Source organism: Sphingomonas sp. 67-41, assembly GCF_001899725.1.
GTDB lineage: Bacteria > Pseudomonadota > Alphaproteobacteria > Sphingomonadales > Sphingomonadaceae > Sphingomonas > Sphingomonas leidyi.
In genome coordinates, this window is the sequence record NZ_MKWJ01000022.1 from 204,895 (window position 1) to 222,851 (window position 17,957).

Annotated in this window: 12 protein-coding genes; 3 read left to right on the top strand and 9 right to left on the bottom strand. The window is 64.1% G+C overall.

Features of this window, described 5'->3' with window-relative positions; all coding sequences use genetic code 11:
- Window positions 1-35: 35 nt before the first annotated feature.
- The 5 genes from BGP17_RS11910 to BGP17_RS11930 all read right to left on the bottom strand — a co-directional run bounded on the left by BGP17_RS11910 (window position 36) and on the right by BGP17_RS11930 (window position 6,194).
- Window positions 36-1,103, bottom strand: coding sequence for a FecR family protein (locus BGP17_RS11910; protein ID WP_286712084.1), 1,068 nt, complete (start codon window positions 1,101-1,103; stop codon window positions 36-38).
- Window positions 1,100-1,594 (bottom strand): RNA polymerase sigma factor, encoded by a 495-nt coding sequence (locus tag BGP17_RS11915; RefSeq protein ID WP_167300293.1) that lies wholly within the window; start codon window positions 1,592-1,594, stop codon window positions 1,100-1,102. The genes BGP17_RS11910 and BGP17_RS11915 overlap by 4 nt, the downstream gene beginning before the upstream one ends.
- 201 nt (window positions 1,595-1,795) lie before the next feature.
- Window positions 1,796-2,770: an alpha/beta hydrolase gene (locus BGP17_RS11920; protein WP_286712086.1), complete on the bottom strand. Its 975-nt coding sequence runs from the start codon at window positions 2,768-2,770 to the stop codon at window positions 1,796-1,798.
- A 39-nt stretch (window positions 2,771-2,809) separates the two neighbouring features.
- Complete coding sequence (locus tag BGP17_RS11925) at window positions 2,810-5,047, bottom strand: TonB-dependent receptor (protein ID WP_286712088.1); 2,238 nt, start codon at window positions 5,045-5,047, stop codon at window positions 2,810-2,812.
- A gap of 121 nt (window positions 5,048-5,168) precedes the next feature.
- Complete coding sequence (locus BGP17_RS11930) at window positions 5,169-6,194, bottom strand: LacI family DNA-binding transcriptional regulator (protein WP_167300290.1); 1,026 nt, start codon at window positions 6,192-6,194, stop codon at window positions 5,169-5,171.
- 254 nt (window positions 6,195-6,448) lie between these two features.
- Between BGP17_RS11930 and BGP17_RS11935 the strand changes: the two genes are divergently transcribed.
- On the top strand, window positions 6,449-8,407 hold the full coding sequence (locus BGP17_RS11935; protein WP_286712090.1) for an acyl-CoA synthetase: 1,959 nt from the start codon (window positions 6,449-6,451) through the stop codon (window positions 8,405-8,407).
- An 80-nt stretch (window positions 8,408-8,487) separates the two neighbouring features.
- On the opposite strand, the gene BGP17_RS11940 is transcribed toward BGP17_RS11935, so the two are convergent.
- Window positions 8,488-9,831: an aminotransferase-like domain-containing protein gene (locus tag BGP17_RS11940; RefSeq protein WP_286712091.1), complete on the bottom strand. Its 1,344-nt coding sequence runs from the start codon at window positions 9,829-9,831 to the stop codon at window positions 8,488-8,490.
- A gap of 124 nt (window positions 9,832-9,955) precedes the next feature.
- On the opposite strand from BGP17_RS11940, the gene BGP17_RS11945 reads away from it, so the two are divergent.
- Together BGP17_RS11945 and BGP17_RS11950 are read left to right on the top strand one after the other, a co-directional pair.
- Window positions 9,956-10,714, top strand: coding sequence for a sulfite exporter TauE/SafE family protein (locus BGP17_RS11945; protein WP_286712093.1), 759 nt, complete (start codon window positions 9,956-9,958; stop codon window positions 10,712-10,714).
- A gap of 160 nt (window positions 10,715-10,874) precedes the next feature.
- Window positions 10,875-11,195 carry a DMT family transporter gene (locus tag BGP17_RS11950; protein ID WP_167300287.1) on the top strand — a complete coding sequence of 107 codons (321 nt, stop codon included), beginning with the start codon at window positions 10,875-10,877 and terminating at the stop codon, window positions 11,193-11,195.
- A 77-nt stretch (window positions 11,196-11,272) separates the two neighbouring features.
- Here BGP17_RS11950 and BGP17_RS11955 read toward each other — a convergent pair whose 3' ends face one another.
- The 3 genes from BGP17_RS11955 to BGP17_RS11965 all read right to left on the bottom strand — a co-directional run bounded on the left by BGP17_RS11955 (window position 11,273) and on the right by BGP17_RS11965 (window position 17,871).
- Window positions 11,273-13,873, bottom strand: coding sequence for a porin family protein (locus BGP17_RS11955; protein WP_286712096.1), 2,601 nt, complete (start codon window positions 13,871-13,873; stop codon window positions 11,273-11,275).
- 135 nt (window positions 13,874-14,008) lie between these two features.
- On the bottom strand, window positions 14,009-14,470 hold the full coding sequence (locus BGP17_RS11960) for a hypothetical protein (protein ID WP_167300285.1): 462 nt from the start codon (window positions 14,468-14,470) through the stop codon (window positions 14,009-14,011).
- 167 nt (window positions 14,471-14,637) lie between these two features.
- Window positions 14,638-17,871, bottom strand: coding sequence for a TonB-dependent receptor (locus tag BGP17_RS11965; RefSeq protein ID WP_286712098.1), 3,234 nt, complete (start codon window positions 17,869-17,871; stop codon window positions 14,638-14,640).
- Between the last annotated feature and the right edge of the window lie 86 nt (window positions 17,872-17,957).

Consider the following 17,957-nt stretch of genomic DNA (forward strand, 5'->3'; position numbering starts at 1 on the left):
TTTATTCCGAAGGGCCGATCGTGCGGCCGCGGCGCTCATTCCGGCCCGGGCAGGAGGAGCGGATTGCCGCGCGCATCATGCGCCACGCGCAAATGAAAGACTTCCGCCATCGACTCTGCGAAATGCTGGGAGTCGCCGGTCTTGAAGACACCGCTGACCCTGAGGTTCGCGATGTCCCCGCCGCCCAGGCCGATGGGGCGCGCGGTATAGCGGTTCATTTCGGCAACCGCCCGTCCGAGCGGCATATCGTTGAACGACAAGGTTCCCGACACCCAACTCGCCGCGCCCTCCGCTTCGGACGCGGATAGCCGCAGCGCACCGGGCCTGGCGGAATCGAAGAGTTCGCCGGCGCGCATGGTGATTTCGCCCGTCCGGCGATCCGGCATGGCCGACCCGGCGGAGTCGAGCCCCGCGACGCGCACCACGCCTTCGATGAGCGCGACGCTTGTCTTCGGGGAGCGACCATGGCCTTCCACCCGAACGTTGAACCGCGTGCCCACCGCCGTCACCCGCTGGCTGCCGGCATAGACCTGGAACGGTGCCGGCTGATGCTTGGCGACGACGAACAGGGCCTGGCCCTTCAGCAGCCGTATTCCCCGCTCCTTGTCGGTATAGGCGATGCGCATCGCGCTGTCCGTATCCAGCACCGCCACCGAACCATCGGGCAGAGTCACTTCGGCGCGGCCGCCGATAGTGGTTCGATAGAGCGCGCGCGCCGGGCCGGCGGCGGCAATGCCGTTGCGATGCACCGGCCCCGGATAGACTTCGCGGAAGACGAGTATCGACGTCAGGACGACGACCAGCAATCCGGCCACCGCCGCCATCATGCGGGATAGCGGCCAGCGGCGCTCCGGCCGGGCCGCCAGGGCCCGGGATCGCATCGCCAGAAACTCGCTGTCGGCGGCATTGTCGGCCACCGTCCGCAAGGCCGTGGCCACGTCATCCCAGGCGGCCTGGTGGCGCGGGTCGGCCGCGAGCCAGGTCTCCAGGCGCGCGCGGTCAGCGTGCCCCAGCGCGACCGCCTCGCCTTGCAGGAACCATTTGGCCGCCACTTCGTGCGGCGACATCGCGGGGATTCCGGAAGGGGCAGCGGGATTGGTCATGACCGTCGCCCCGCCCTTTCGCCAAGATACGCGACCGCCCTGTGCAAATGCTTTTCGACCGTGTTGAGCGAAACGCCGAGCCGGCGCGCGATCTCGGCCTGTTTCATTTGCTCGAGCCGGGCCAGGATGAAAATGGTGCGCGTGCGCTCGGGCAGTTCCTTCAGCGCCACCACGACGGCGCGCAGCGCCTCGCGTCCCGCGCAGATGGTTTCCGGATCGAGGTCGAGCGGCGCGTGGAGCACGTCGTCGAACAACTCGTGCCGATCGTTCGCGCGCACCGTGGCACGGCGATGCAGGTCGGTCGCCACATTGGCCGCCGTCGCGAAGATATAGCTTTCGGGCTGATGGACGTCGTCCGCGAGCGCCTTGCGCTGGCTCAACCGGACGAAGACTTCCTGCACGGCGTCTTCCGCGTCGAGCGGCGCCACGCCCCGGCGCTGGAAATAGCGCAGCAACGTGGATCGATACCGCCGCGCGAGATCGTCGACCACATGGCGATCGACATCCAGATTCCGGATCGGACTCTTGCCCTTCATTGGCCGGTGGTCGACATTTCGGGTGCCCCGATATCGGAAAATCCTATCTCAGGGACGTTCGCCCGCGCAAATACCGTAATGCCGGTCGTCAAATGCCGGATCGGCCCCATCGAAGGAACCGGAGCCGGACGGGATCGATACCGGGCGCGGGCCTGGTCAATCCCCGGTGCCGCCCTCGTCGCGCGCCTTCCCGGCCGCCATCGCAAGTCCGAGCGCCGCCACGGCCTCGCGGATGTCCGCCGCTGTCGAGGGGATCGCCGCGGCCATGCTGAAACAGCCATGGATGTTGCCGCGCGCTTCCCGATACGTGACCGGTACGCCGGCCGCGATCAGCGCCCCGGCATAGATCCGGCCTTCGTCCCGCAGCGGATCGAGCCCGGCCGTCACCAGCACGGTCGGCGGCATGCCCGTCGGATCGGCGTGCAGCAGGTCGAAGCGCGGATCGCCGGCCGGCGCCGCATATTGCTTGAAGAACCAGTCTATGCTGGCGCTTGTCAGCAGAAACCCCTCCGCGAATTCCGCGCGCGACCGGGTGCCGCCCGCGCTGTCGACGCACGGATAGGCCAGGAACTGCGCCGAGACCGGCACGGCAGCCGGCGCGTCGCGCAGGGCCCTTGCGGTAACCGCCGCGAGATTGGCGCCCGCGCTGTCGCCGGCGAGGACGAGCGATGCAATCCCGCGATCGAGGGCATCTTCCGCATGCTCGGCGAGCCACCGTGCCGCCGCTTCGGCGTCATCGGGGGCCGCGGGCCATGGGTGCTCCGGAGCGAGGCGATACTCGACCGATACCAGCGGCAGGTCCAGTTGCTCCGCGAGCGCGATGCAGAGCGCATGATGCGTGTCGAGATCGCCGAGCACGAAGCCGCCGCCATGGTAATAGATCACCAGGGGCCCCGGCGCCCGCTCCGCCCGGCGATCATAGAAACGCATCCGGAGCGACCGTCCGTCGAAACCGGCCTCGAGATCCCGCAACACCGCAAGATCGTGCACGACGGAAGGCGCCGTCGCCCTGACCTGGTTCATGATCGCGCGAACCTGCTCGGCCGGGAAATCCTCCATGCGCGCGAGCAGCGACGCGTTCCAGAAATCCAGAAAGGCCCGCGCATCCGGGCGTATGACGGGTTCAGTCACGATCATTTCCTCCACCCGAAACTGTCGACAAGCCGACGATCAGAAATTGCGCCCCACCACCAGGCCGAACGTGCGGGGCTGGGAAATCGTGACCGCGACCGGGGTGCCCGGCACATATTGGTTGAAGACGGTGCTCGCCGAAACCTCGCCGCGCCTGTCGAAGACATTCTTGACATAGGGCCCGATTTCCCAGCCGCTCGCCGTCCGCAGCGACAGCGTCGCATCGACGACGGAATAGGCGGCGAGCTTGTAGAGCGGCGCGATCGCGCTCCCCGCATACCCTGCCGTGCGCTCGCCGATATGCCGGATTCCGAGATTGAACGTGCCGCTCCACCGGTCGCCGAGATCGAAGTCGTAATTGCCGACAAGGGCGATGGAGACCTTTGGCGAAAGCGGAATGCGCGCACCGGCATGGTTGACGCCGAGCGCCGGCGCGGCGGTCGTCAGCTTCGCATCGGTATAGGCCCCGGAGAGCAACAGGCTGACTCCGGGAACGACTCGGTAGGACAGCGAGGATTCGACGCCGTTGATGCGGGCATTGCCGGCGTTGACCAGCTGGTTGATGCCGCCCACGTTCCTGACCTGCTGGATGTTCGTCCAGTCGATATGATAGCCGCTGATATTGAAGAAGCCGCGCCCGCCGCCGAAACCGTGCTTCAGGCCGAGCTCGTAGTTCCACAGCGTGTCGGCCTCGAAGCGATCGCTTCCGGTGCCGACGCCGTTGATCACGAGATTGGGACCTCCGGGGCGATATCCGCTGGCGATCCGTCCATAGACCAGCGTTCGCGTGGTCGGCCGATAGCGCAGGTTGAACAGATAGGTTCGGACGCTCTCGTTCGATTCTCCGGTGCTGGTGACCGGCGTCGTCGGCGCGCGCGAATTGACCAGCAGGCCGACGCCATTGGTGGTGAAGACCTGATCGTTCCAGCTTTGGCGAACGCCGATCGTGGCATCGATGGTCGAGGTGAAATAGACGGTTCCATTGGCAAACAGCGCAAATTCGCGCGCCGTGCTGGGAAGCTTCAACTCCGCCAGGGTCAAACCCAGGAGCTTGCCCTGCGGATCGGCGGCATTGAGCGCCCTTATGTTCTGGAGAGTGTCCTCGTTGGAATAGAAGCCGCCGACCACCCATTCGAACGACTTGTTGTTGCCGGATGCCAGCCGCACTTCCTGCGTGAAGCGCTTCGTACCGACATCGGCGGGCACGCCGTAGGGATTGGCCCCGGCCGGCCCGATCGCCGCACGCAGGATGGCGCTGTAGGGCACGGTGAAGTCGCGGATGCTGTTGATCGTCGTCTTCTGATAGGCGGTGATCGAAGTCAGCTTGGCGAAGCCGAGCATCCAGTCGATCACGGCGCTGCCGACGTACAGCGTCGCCTCCGACGGCTGCTCGAGAGCGAACGACTGGTCATAGACGCCCCCGGTCGGCCGATGCGTGACGGGATCGCGGAAGACGACGGCGTTGCCGTTGCTCCGGATCCGCTGCGCATAGCCGTTGAGGCGGATGCTCAGATCGGGTGTCGCCTGGAACAGCAGCGAAGCGCGCCCCTGCAACGTGCGCGCGTCGCCGAGATTCCGGCGATTATGCGCCGGATCGTCGGCATATCCCGCATCCTTCGACACAAGGCCGGTGGCACGCAGCGCGACACGATCTCCGAACGGCAGATTGAGCATGGCCCGCCCCGCGAGATTGGCGTCGCCATGCGCCGTGTATCCGGCCTCTCCCTCGATCCGCCCCCTGGTTTCGCCCAGCACCGGGATCTCGGTGATGTAGCGCAAGGTGCCGCCAAGGGCATTGGCGCCGAACAGCGTTCCCTGCGGACCGTTCAGCACTTCGATCCGCCGAAGGTCGAACATCCCAAGATTGATGGCCTGGACACCGAAGCCGAACGGGGTGCTGGAGCCGATCGGCACATCGTCCAGATACAGGCCGATGGCGCTGTTGAGCTGCGTGCCGCCGGTGGTGATGCCGCGGATGACGACCTTGTTCGTGCTCGGCGTCGTGGTCTCGAAACTGACGCCTGGCGTATAGGCGGCGAAGTCCGCGAGCGATTTGGCGCGGAGCCGCTCGAGGGTGTCGCCCGTCAAGGCGCTTACCGCGCCGGGAACATCCTGGAGCCGCTCGTTGCGGCGCGTCGCGGTGACGATGATCTCGCTGTCCTGCCCGCTCGCCGCCGAAATCTCCGGCGGCGCGCGATCCTGTGCGGCCGCGCCCGGCACCGCCATTGCGCAGACGACCGCCCCGCCCGCACCGACCAGAAGTGTGAACCTGCCCATCCGTGCCTCTCCCCATTGCCTCTTTTGTAAAGGCTTACAAAGATCAATAGCAGCACGCCCCGCACCATACAAGGCACGGCGATCATCGGGCGGAACTAGCGTGCGAGCGCGGAGCGGCCGGTCATTGCGCCGCCGGGTGCGCGGCGCGCGTCGATCGGCGCACGACCAGCTCGGCGTCGATCTCGACAATCCTTGGCGCGGCGTCGGTTTCCGGCATGGCGATCAGGTCGATCATATGGCCGACCATCTCGACAAGGGGGGTCTTGACCGTCGTCAGCGAATAGCTGGCATGGGCGGCCTCGGCGATATCGTCGAAGCCGATGATCGCGACGTCGTCCGGGATCCTGAGCGACAGGCGATGCCGGATCGCGTCCATCGCGCCCAGGGCCATGATGTCGGTCATGCAGACCACCGAATCCGGACGGTCCGCGCGATCCATGATCGCGAGCGCCGCCTCGTACCCGCCCTCATAGGTCAGCCCCCCGTCGACGATCGCCACGACGCTGGCGTCCGGCGCCGCCTGCAGCCGGTCGACAACGGCACGCTGGCGCTCGACCATCGTGGTGAGGCTCGATGGGCCGGCGACGATGCCGAAACGCCTGCCGCCTCCCCGCAACAGCAGTTCCGCCGCCCGGGTCCCGCCATCGCGCGCATTCGGGCGCACGCTATGGACGGGAAGCCCCGGAACGTGGCGGCCAAGCATCACGACGGGCACGTTGCGATCCAGGCAAAGCGCCGCCATGCGATTGGAAATGGTCGCGGCGGCGATGACGATGGCATCGACCTGATATTCCAGCATGCGGCCCAACGAGCGATCGAAGTCGGATTCGTCGCTCGGCGTGAACAGCAGCACCTGCTTGTTCAATTCCTCGAGCCGCCGGCTGACCTCGGCAAGCATCGCCGCATAGATCGGATTGCTCATCCTGGGGAGCATCAGCGCGACGATGTTCGTCTGCCGCGTGATCAGGCTGCTGGCGAGGCTGTTGGGCACGTAGTTGAGCTGGCGCGCGGCCCTGCGCACCTTTTCGGCGAGCTCGTCCGATATGCTGCTGCCCGGCGTAAACGCGCGACTCACCGCAGCGATCGAGACTCCCGCCAGCCGCGCCACGTCCAGAGAATTCGCGCGGTCACTGCGCCTCTTCGTCATGTCCTTCGATACCCCTTCAAGGCCTCCGGGCCTCCCACGCCGCGCGCGATCGCGTCCTGCGCCTTGATCGCAACAAATGCCCTCCGGAAGCAATCATGCCCCCCCGCGGTCGGCAAGGTCGAGCCGCAACCATGGCCGCCCCCATCCGGGCCTTGTATGCCTTTACATAGTCGAGTGTCGAGGGTAGCCCATCCGCAAATCGGGCCTGGCGGGTTCATCGCGATCGATGGCTCACGTCGCTTCGGGAGGAAAATGTGGGAAAGCCGTCGACAGTCGGAAGCGGCACCGCCGGTCGCGCAAGCATGGAGGATGCGGGCACCCCGCCGGCCATCCTTACCCTGACCGACGTGATCGAGGCCGGATGCGGGGGCCTGCCTTCCGACCTGCCGACCAGCAGCTATGATCTGCTTCGAAGGTCCGCCGAGCGCCACGGGGAAAGGACCGCGCTGGCCAGCTTCCGCGATGTGGCGACGCATCGGGAGGTGCGCCGGATGTCCTATGGCGAACTCTTCGCCGACGTGACCAGGGCAGCCAATCTGTTCGGGATGCTTGGCGTGGGCGCGCAGGACGTCGTGGCGGTGCTGCTCCCGAATCTGCCGGAGACCCATATCGCCCTATGGGGCGCGGAAGCGGCGGGCATCGTGATGCCGCTCAATCCGATGCTCGAAGCGGAGCCGCTCGCGTCGCTGCTCGCGGCCGCGAAGGCCAGGGTGCTGGTCACGCTCGGCGCCGGTTCCGACCTGTTCGACAAAGTGGGGGCGATCCTGTCCAGGGCGCCCGCGATCGAGCACCTGGTCCTGATGGACGAGCGGGAAGGCCCGCCTGCGCCGGCCGTCCTGCCGGTTCCTTCGCGGGCGGGCGTGACCGTCCACGATTTCGCCCGCGCGCTCCGCGCGATGCCGGCTGACCACCTGGTCGCCGGGCGCGATATCGCGCCCGGCGATACCGCCTCCTATTTCTGCACCGGCGGCACCACGGGGCTCCCCAAGATCGCGGTACGCACCCATGCCCAGGTCATCGCCAACAGCTGGATGGCTGCGCGGATGATCGGCCCCGCATTGACCGAGGAATCCCTCCTCTTCTGCGGCTTGCCCCTGTTCCATGTGAACGCGGTGATGGTCACCGGGCTGATCCCGTTCCTGAAGGGGGCATCGGTTCTTCTCGGCACGCCGCAGGGGTTTCGCGCGCCCGGCCTCCTCCCGCGTTTCTGGGAGATCGTCGAGCATCATCGCGTAACCGGCTTCAGCGCGGTGCCCACGCTTCTCGCCGCGCTGCTGGAATATCCCAGCGAAGCGTTCGACCTGTCGTCCTTCCGTTTCGCGATATGCGGCGCATCGCCCCTGTCGGCCGATCTCCTGCAACGCTTCGAGAAGACCTGCCGCGTCTCGATCTCCGAAGGATATGGCCTGACCGAGAGCGCCTGCGTCGCCTCGCTCAATCCGATCGACGGCGAGCATCGGCCCGGATCCGTCGGCCTCCCGCTGCCGACCGAGGATATCCGCATCGTCATTCTCGATGCCGCCGGCGCCTTTCTGCGCGATTGCGAGGTCGATGACATCGGCGTGGTCACGATTGCCGGCCCCAACCTGTTCTCCGGCTATCTCGACGATCGGCACAATGCCGGCGCATGGGTCGATCGGGGCGATGGCCGCAAATGGCTCAACACCGGCGACCTTGGGCGCATGGATGCCGATGGCTATCTGTGGCTGACCGGTCGCGCCAAGGACTTGATCATCCGCGGCGGCCACAACATCGATCCATCGACGATAGAGGAAGCGCTCTATTCGCACCCGGATGTCGTCCTCGCGGCTGCCATCGGCCGGCCCGATGGCTATGCCGGCGAAGTACCGGTGGCGTTCGTCCAGCTCCGCAGCGACGCCGCCACCGACGCGCCGGCCCTTCTGGCGCATGCCGCGGCGCGGATCGGCGAGCGTGCCGCCATCCCCAGGAGCATCGCCATCCTCCCATCGATGCCGCTCACCGCCGTGGGCAAGATCCACAAGCCGAGCCTGCGGCTGATCGAAGTCGCGGCGGCGGCGCGCGAGGTGCTCGATCAGGCCGGCATCCCTTTTGCCGACATATGCGCGCGCGACGATCCCCGGCGCGGCACGGTCGTCCGCATCTCGATCGACACCCCGAACGGCATGGCCGTTCGCGACGCGCTTGCGCGCTTCAGCTTTCAGATCGATATCGACTGCCGCGCCGGCAACTAGCTCGACCGGTCAGCCGGCCGGCCGGGCTCGGGAATATCCCTCTTCTTCCCGAGAAGCCTGCCTCCTCGCCGCACCGGCCCTCATTCGGTCGACTCCATATCCTCTTCACGCGCGCGCAGTATCGCAGCCAGGGTGCGCAGCCCCGTATCGAGCTGGTCCATCGCCGGGGTCGCCAATGCGAGCCTGACGGCATTGGGCGCATGGCCCGGAGTGACCGCAAAGGTCGTCGAAGGGGTTAGCGCAACGTCCCGCCTGGCCGCCGCGACGACGAAGTTCTGCGAGCGCCAATGCTGCGGGAGCGTCAGCCAGAGGTGATAGCAATTCTCGTTCGCCCGAATCTCGAACCCGGAGAGATGCTCGGCCGCACGCTTCTGGCGCGCACGGGCGTCGAGCCGTTTCAGCCTGACCAGCTCGGCAACCGTGCCGTCCCCCATCATGCGCTGGGCTGCGGCGAACGCAAATCCCGAGGCGGTCCAGCCGCCCGAGCGGACCAGCGCCTTCATGTCCTCGCGCAGATGCGGCGGCGGGATGATGAAGCCGAGCGAAAGGCCGGGCGCCACCCTCTTGGACAGGCTGTCGACGACAACGCATGCATTCGGGGCAAGCGCGGCGAGAGGCGGCGCGTCATCGAGAAAGCCATATACCCGGTCTTCGATGATCATGATCCCAAGCGCTTCGGCCACCCGCAAGAGATCGGTCCGACGCGAAAGCGGCATCGTGATGCCGAGCGGATTCTGAACCGCCGGCTGAACATAGAGGGCCGAGAGCCGCGCTTCGCGGTGGGCCTTCTCCACCGAATCCGGCCGCACGCCATCTTCGTCCATCGTCAGCGGAACCAGGGTGATGCCCAGCCGGGAGGCGATTCCCTTGATGAAGGGATAGGTCAGGGTTTCGACCCCGCAGCGCCCGCCGGTCGGAACCAGGGCGGCAAGCGCGGCGGCGATGGCCTGTCTCCCATTGCCCGCAAAGACGAGTTGATCGGCGTCGGGCGACCAGCTTCCCTGCGCCAGAAACGCAGCGCCGATATTTCGAGCCGCCTCCGTCCCGACACTGGTCGCCTGTCGCAACGCGGCCTCCAGCGGCGCGGGTGCGTCGAGACCCTTCAGGCTCTTCGCGATCAGTGCGGTCTGACCGGGCAGGATCGGATAGTTGAATTCGAGATCGATCCGGATGCCGCGCGGCTCACCCGGTGCTTCGACGCCACGCCCGGATTGCCCCGAGACAAAGGTGCCGCGCCCCACTTCGCCGACCACGAGGCGCCGACGGAGCAATTCGGCATAGACGCGGCTCGCGGTCGAAACGGCAATATCGTGCTGATAGGCGAAAGCGCGCTGCGGCGGCAGGCGATCGCCCGGCTTGAGCACGCCGTTGACGATATCGGCGGCGATGGCATCGGCCAGCTTCGCATATTCGGAGGTCGACATATATTGCTCCGAGATCAATCTTTGAATTGCACCGAATAGTATATCGGATCATTCCCCCCATCAACCCGGGCGACCGCGACACGCAAGCATCGGCAATCGCGACGCAGGGGCTGTGGAGACCGACATGGAACTGACCCTTGCGACGATCCTCGTCGCCTTTGCCGGCGTATTCCTGATCAGCTTCATGCGCGGTGCATTCGGTGGCGGGTTCGCCATTATCGGCATTCCCCTGCTCTCGCTCGTGATGGACCCGGTCACTGCAGGCGGCCTTCTCGCCCCCCTGTTCATTGCGATGGACCTGGTCGCGCTGCGCTACTGGAAGCCCTCGACCTGGTCGCGGCCGGATCTGAAGCTGCTCGTGCCGGGCCTCGTGATCGGCATCGGCTTTGGCTATCTGGTGTTCCAGATGCTGGATCATCGCGCCATCGCGATCCTGATGGCGGCGATCACCCTTGCCTTTGTCGGGCTCTGGTTCGTGCGCGGCGCCGATGTGACCGTTCGCCCGCGCTCCACGCCCAAGGCGATCGCGGCCGGGTTCACCTCTGGAATCACCACCATGGTCGCCCATTCCGGCGGTCCGCCGCTCGCCATGTATCTGCTGCCGCTGGGCCTGAGCAAGGCACTCTATGCCGGCACCACCAGCCTGTTCTTCACGGTCGGCAATGCGACCAAGCTGGTGCCGTGGCTGCTCCTGTCGCAGCCCGGCGCCAAGACCTGGCAATTGATGGGAATCTGCCTGCTCGCGATCCCCACCGGCGTTTGGGCCGGCTGGCGGCTGCACGGCACGCTCGATCAGCGCCAGGTATATCGTGCCTGCTACGGCCTGTTGGTGGTGACGGCGCTGAAGCTGTTGTGGGATGGGATTTCCGGCTACGTCGCATGACATCGGCGCGCCCGGGCTCCCGGCGCCGCGCGCAAACGCGGCCGTGCGCGTCATGGACAGATGCCGCGCTGCACCCTATCAGCCCGGCTCGGCGCGCGCCTCTTTCGGGTTTCCGGCTGTCGCGTCCTTCCCTCCGAGCCCGTGAAACTGGAGATGCGCCATGGCGTGGCTCGTGCTCGGCATTGCCGTGATCACCGAAATCATCTGGGCGCTCAGCCTCAAATGGGCGGCCATGCAGGGCAACTGGATGGCGTCGGCGGTGCCGATAACGCTCAGCTTCGTGAACATGGGCCTGCTCGCGCTCGCGATGCGCGGCCTGCCGGCGGGCACTGCCTATGCCGTGTGGACGGGCCTGGGCGCGGTGGGCGTCACGATCTTCGGCATCCTGCTGTTCGGCGAGAAGCTCAACCCGGTGCAGATGGGCTTTATCGGCCTGATCATCGTCGGCGTGGTGGGGACCAAGCTGTTCGCCAGCGCATGAGGGCGGCGGAACGGGACGGCATCGGCCCCCGGCCCGATGCCCGCTCGTTTCCAGTCCGGCCCGGCACCGCGTTGCCGCTAGAATCGCTTTCGGATTTGAAGTCGGATCGTTCGGCCCAACGGATCGATTTCATCATGGGTATAGCCTGTGGGGATCTGGCCTTTGACGAGCGCGACGCGCCGATACCTGTTGAGCAGGTTCTGGACGGTGGCAGATATCTTCCAGCCCTTCGTCAACGGATTGTCGCGCCAGCCCCTGAAGATGTTGTCCGGGTTCAGGAAAGTGGAAAGGCTGATCGTTAGCGGCGGGGTGACCCGAAACGCCTGGTCTGGATTGGATCCGGGACTGACGATGCGCGCGGCGCTGTTCCAGCTTGCACCGAGCGAGGCCCCCAGGCCGCGCGTTCCGACATCGAATTGCAGGCTGACCGTGTGACGCGACAGGCCACTCCCTCCCCTCAGGCGATCGATGACGGGCAATCCCGCTTTGACGAGCATGTCGCTTTTCAGATGGTATGTCTCGTTCAATGCCAGCGTGTATTGGACCGGATCCGCGCGTGCGCCCGGGATCGTCGTTGCGTTGCCGCTGGCAAAGCGCAGCGCCAGGCCACCCGATAGGTCGGCGATACGATCCTTGGCGATATTGATCGATCGCGCGTCGATCGATACGAGATTGCCGTCCACGTCACGGGTAATACGGTCCTTGAATGCCGCTTCGATCGCCGGCGTCAGCTCCGGCAGCGGGCTTGGCATGTTCTTCGAGACCGTTTGACGATATCCGACATTGAAGGTCAGCATTCCGCTCTTCAGGGGACGCACCATCGCCGAGACCCTCATTTCGCGGCGGCTGCCCCCTTTGAGTGCCGGATTGCCTCCCGTGATCACGATCGGCTCGGCAACAACCTGCTTGGCGTAATCGACCATTCGCGTGAGGGTCGTGATGATTGGCCCGTCCAACTCCGCCATCGAAGGCGAGGCCTGCTGATCGTCGAGCATCGCTCGGAACTGGACCGCTGCGATGGGGGACCAGGTGACACCGCTGCTCAGGCGCCATTGCGGTTTGCTTTCGCTCATCGACTGCCATCCCGCCGTCAGGTCAACGGACAGGTCTCCGATCGGAAATGGCGGCCCGTTGCCGCGTCGCGCGATCGGGACGGCGAGCCCGGCCTGCACATTTGCCTGGTCCCGTGACCTGTCATTGGTCGATATCGCATTCCCCATGGCATCGTGTTGGCGCATGTGCGTGGCGGTGCGGCTGGCATTGCCCGAGAGGCTGATCGTCAGCGGCCCCGCCGGCAGTTGAACGACGCCTTTCTGGAGATCGATTCGAACGCTCCAGTCATCGGACGCGGTTCTTGTCCTCGTCCCCAATAGCAAATGCCGGGGCCAGCGGGCGTAGGGGTTGAAGGCCGGGTCCCCGATATCCAGCAGGCGCTGCACGCTTCGCGTGTCGATGCCCGTCTCCAGGAGATTGTCGTTCCGGCTGATGCGGTAGTTGATGCCCAGATTGGCTTGCCATCCGGCGACCGAACCGTTCAACATCAGGGAGCCGCCCAATGATTGTGCAAGATTGTTGGCGCGCAGCGCGCTGATGCCATCGAGCGGCCGCGTCAGCAGGATGGCGCGCGAGAAGGGCGACCAGGGATTGCTTGCCGGCAACACCACCGATGCCATTGGAACCCCGCGTAGCGCTTCGCTGCCAAGGCTATTGGCCGTGAGGGAGAGCGACAGGCCGAACGGACCGACGGGTCGCGCCATGCCGATCGTCAGGCTCACCGATTTTCGCGCGGGTCGCAGCGAAATATATGCATTCGGATCGAACGGGTCGCCCTGTCCCGCAGTAGCGACAAGATCCGCCAGCGCGGGCGGCATGGTAGGCGCGAGGCCCGGAAGAGCGGCGGTTGTGATCGTCGAGCCGGCCGCGGCGCTGAGCGCGGGATCGATCTCACCTCCATCGGGGGCGGAGATGACGCCCGACCGGTCATAGACCCCGGCATCCCGCGGGATGGACCGGGCATTCTTGCGCATGCCGCTGTCACGCCCGATGTTCGCGCGGATATTCCAGCGCGCATCCCCGTGGACGATGGTGCGGGCCGCGATAAGACCATTGCTCATCTGGCCGCCACGAAGCGGAGCCGACGTGCTGGCATCCAGATCGAGGCTGGCGAAATGTTGCTTGAGCACGAGATTGACGACGCGCCGTCCGGGAGCGGCGCCATAGCGCGCGGCCGCTTCCGGTTTGAGAATGGCCAGTCGAGTGAGTGCCTCGGGCGGATAGCCAAGAATTGAACGATCAAAGCCAGCCGGTCTGCCGTTGATCAGTAGAACCGGCTCCTCGCCGTCGGGGCCGAGAAAGGGCCGAAGGTGCAACAGCAGGTCATCGATCGAGTCCAGGCCCTGGGAGGCTATCTGATCCTCGCCGAATTCGGTTTCGGCAGCGACTTGCGCGTCGCCGCGCCGGGGCGCGGTGACGACGATGTCATCCTGCCCGGGCTCCCGATCCTGCGCATCGCGCTGCGCCTGATCGCTTGCACGCTGGGTCGCGGCTTCGCCTGCCGCTATCCTGCCATCGGCGGGCGCCGGCGCCAAATTCAGCGTGAGGAGGACGCTAGCAATTGATCGTCTGGACCAGCGCACATTGCAAAATCCGTTGGCGCACCGTACCGCGGCAATTCCCATCCATGCCATCCCAGATGGAAATGGCACCGCGCCGCTCGGAACGACGCGGTGCCTGTTGGACGGGTCTGGGGGCGGGTGCTTCAATCGGCGATCCGCCGGTCGGAGCATCCGCCTACTGCATTGAACAATCGTGCCTTACGGCACGTATGTCAGGGTGCCGACGGTCATGTCGGCCGCCACCGCGCAAGCGCCAACAGTGACGGGTGCCGAAGGGTCGACAAATGCGTTCACCTTGGGGCCCGATAGATTGGTATACTCGACCACGTTCGTATAGATCGTGGACCCGCTGCTGCAAATGACGGTGGACGTGGGAAGATAGGTAACAACTACGTTGCTCAATGAACCGTTCGCCCAGACGCGAGCGGTGACCCCGTAAGCAGAACAAGCCGTTGCCGAATTGTCAAACGTCACATCCACATAGGTACCGGACGAATCCACCGACCCGTTGACGGTTGCGCCGGTGCAGGGGGTGCCATTCACATACCCCGTACCGCTCCCGGAAACCGTCGTCGGCGCCGGGGTAAAGCTCTGCGCATAGGCAGGCATTGCGGTCACGCCGACAAGCGCGGCGACTGCGCTGATAGAAGCCTTCAACATAATCCTTCTCCTACTTGTACGCGACATGAGAGGTGTCGCTCCCCAGATGGTCGCAGAATTTGAGTGCTCCCTGCGAACATCATCGCTCACTTTCATGGAGCGATCCCAGAAGTTCTGGCAAGTTGGGCGAAATTACGCGGAATTCACGACTCATTATTGATGAGTCGTTAGAATTTCTTCGTCATGCTAAAACCTATTATTCTGGGGTCAAGCGTAAATACATTGGCCGTCAGACCGCTGTCATCGCTATTGATGAACGCATCTGTAATCGGCGTCTTGTTGAATACGTTCTTGATATAGAATTGCGTCGAGAATCCACTTTCCGGGCGATCGAGCGTCACGGAGATGTTCGCGTTGTCCCATGACCGCAAACGATCGATCGATGTGTTGTACACACGTGACCAGCTCGAGCTTTGGCGATAATAATCACCCCTGAACGCGAGATTCAATTCGCTGATCGGGAGTACGTATTGCGCGCCAATATTGACTGTCCAGTGAGGAGAGTTCGGTAGTTCGTTCCCACCAAGGTCAGCGTAAAAACCCCTGCCATTATTTGGCGCATCTGTTGCCGGGTTGTACACAATCCCGGTAAGATTGGAGAAATAGCTTCCGGCGGTGAAATTCTTGCCAACTTGCCCACCGCAAAATGTCGACAGATCGCCAGGGCCGCTTGCGTTGTTGAACGAGGATCGTTTGATGATCTTCTCAACAAGCGCGCGCGGCGCAATGCAGTTGGAAGCCAGTTGGATCCAGGGTTTGACAATGACCCAATCCGGATTTCCCTGCGTGCGATTCATGACGTCGACTGACTTCATGCCGTTCGCGATGCGCGTGCCGAGATATCCGACATTGGCGTTCAGGCTGATGCGTCGCGTCGGCCGCCACAGCATTTCGAGCTCGGCACCCCAGATATCGGCATTGTAATTTTCATTCAGGGCAATGCGGTCGACGATCTGGGAAACCTGATAATCCTTGTATTTGTAATAGAAGGCGGTCGCATTCAGCGTCAGCCGTCCGCCGGCCAGGGCATTTTTCGTTCCGACCTCGAACGCATTGACGCTTTCGGGCTTGAAGGTCTGAGGCGCAGGAAAGAATTGCAGATAGGCCGGATTGGCCCCAATTCCCGGAGGGTTGGTGCCGCCCCCTTTGTAGCCATGCGCAAAGGATGCGTAGAACAGGGTCTCGTCCGTGAAAGCGAGGCGTGGCTTCCAATCCACGACGAACCTTCCGGTTACGCGGCCCCATTTCTGCACGATATCCGGTGACGCCTGATATCCCTCGTTGATCAGGCCAAATCCCAGGATCCCCGTGCCGAGGAGCAGTTGCGTCGGGATGGGCGTCGCCGTCTTCCTGTCGTCGGTGTAGCGAAGCCCTGCCGTAACCTTCAGCCGGTCGGCGGCCTTGAAATAGACTTCACCGAACCCCGCATAGGATTCCGTTCTGGCGATATTCTGGCTACGAAAATAATTATGCCCATTTCCGTTGAGAGAGCTCAATGGATTTGGATCGACATAGGTGCAATCCGCTCCCCCGGTCCACCCGGCACAGTCCCTGACGACGCCGCTGGTATTTCCCGTTCCCAGAACTGTTCTGGCGATGGCGGTGAACAGGTTATTGAATACGTAATAATCCTCTTTTATCTTGAAATTGAGATAGTTGACCCCAAGGTTGAACTCCAGCCTTCCGTCGAATGACGATTGCAGGCGGAATTCCTGATACCATTGCTTGCTATGGGAATTGACCATGTCCGCGCCGAGGATGCTGGACGAAGCGCCCAATTGGGGGTCGTCCAAAATACCTCCGATGGCGATGCCCTTGGTCGCCAACGGCCTGGTCCTAAGAGCAAATAGAACGCTCGAATCGTTGAATACGCTTCCGCTATTGAATCTATTGTAGTCCTGAAAGGAATGGTATGAATCCTCGGAATATGAGGTGCTGGAATAGAATTTCAGATTCTGCCCCAGGCTTGCCTCGATATTGAGCTGAAGAATATCGTTCTTCGCACGAAACTTGGGATCTATGGCGGTCGCGATCTCTCGAAGATTGCGGGATTGCATCACGCCCGCATAGGGATCTCGCGTATCGTCGATCAACATGATCGGAGCGGCTCCGCCCACGGCTCCGGCCTTGTATCCCAATGAGATCAGGGAGGCGGCCGCGTTGATATAGGGCAGGGAGAAGCCGTTCGGAACGCCATAGGCGCCGTCGTCATAGAGCGAGCCCGGCAAGCAACCCTGGCTCAGGGCGCCCCTGATCACGGGCGTAAGGGTCTTGCCATCCACCGAGGCCGGCCCGGGATCGGTATGACAAAGCTGCTTGCCCGTGCGCGAGCGATTGTCATCTTCGTAGAAATGTTCCCACGCCGCATTGATCCTGAAACTGCGGCCCGGCTGCCAGGTCGCGGTGACGCGGCCGCCCCAGAGGTTGCGGCCGTTGACGCGCTGATCGGTGACGGTGTTGTAGTCATATCCGTCGCGGTTGGTCCAGGCGCCGGCGGCGCGCACGGCGAGCGTATCGGTGATCGGCAGATTGGCCATGCCGGTTGCCCGCATCGACTTGTAATTGCCGGTCTCGAGCTTGAACTCGGCGGCAAGCCTGTCGGGGTTGGCGAAATTCGGGATCATGTTGACCACGCCCGCAGTTGCGTTGCGGCCATAGAGGGTGCCTTGCGGCCCGCGCAGCACTTCGACGCGTTGCACGTCGAAATATTCCTGTTCGAACAGACGATTGCGGATCAGCGGGGTATTGTTGAAGCTGACCGCCACGCCAGGATCGGAGGTGACCGATAGCGCCTTGGTGCCGACGCCGCGGATCGAGAAATTGTAGCTCGCGAAATTCGACTTTGAGAATGAGATGTTGGGCACCGCACGGACAAGTTCCGAGCCCCCCTCGATCTTCATTTCATCAAGCGTCTTCGAGGTGAACGCGCTCATCGCAATCGGCACGCTCTGCATCGATTCCCGGCGCTTCTGCGCGGTCACGATGATGTCATTGCTGAATGGCGCTTGCTGCCCGCTTGCGGGCTCCTCGGCTGGCGCTGTCTGTGGCGGGGAGGCCACGAATTGGGCTTTTGGGGCGGCAGATGCCGCGCCTCCCGCCCGGATGATGAAGGAGCCTGCCCGGCCCGGTTGCAGTTCGGCGAAAAGATTCGTCCCCGCGAGCAGTTCGCGCAGGCCCTCTTCCACCGATTTGGTTCCGCGTACGGCATTGGTGCGCTTGCCGCGCACGAGCCTGCCATCCGCCATGATCTGGATGCCGGCCTGTTTCGCAAAGGCCGGAATGCTTTGCTCGGCTACCCCCGCCGAAAGATCGAATGATCGTGTTTGCGCTGCAACCGGACTGCTCGCCGCAATGGCGGCAATTGCTGCGCTGCAGTAAAGTGCCGACGATATGCCTTTCACCCGCTACCCCTCCCCCAAGATCGGGAGGCGTACATTGCGCCCCCTCTATATAGAGATGCTTGGGCGAAGAGTTTCCGACCCTCCCG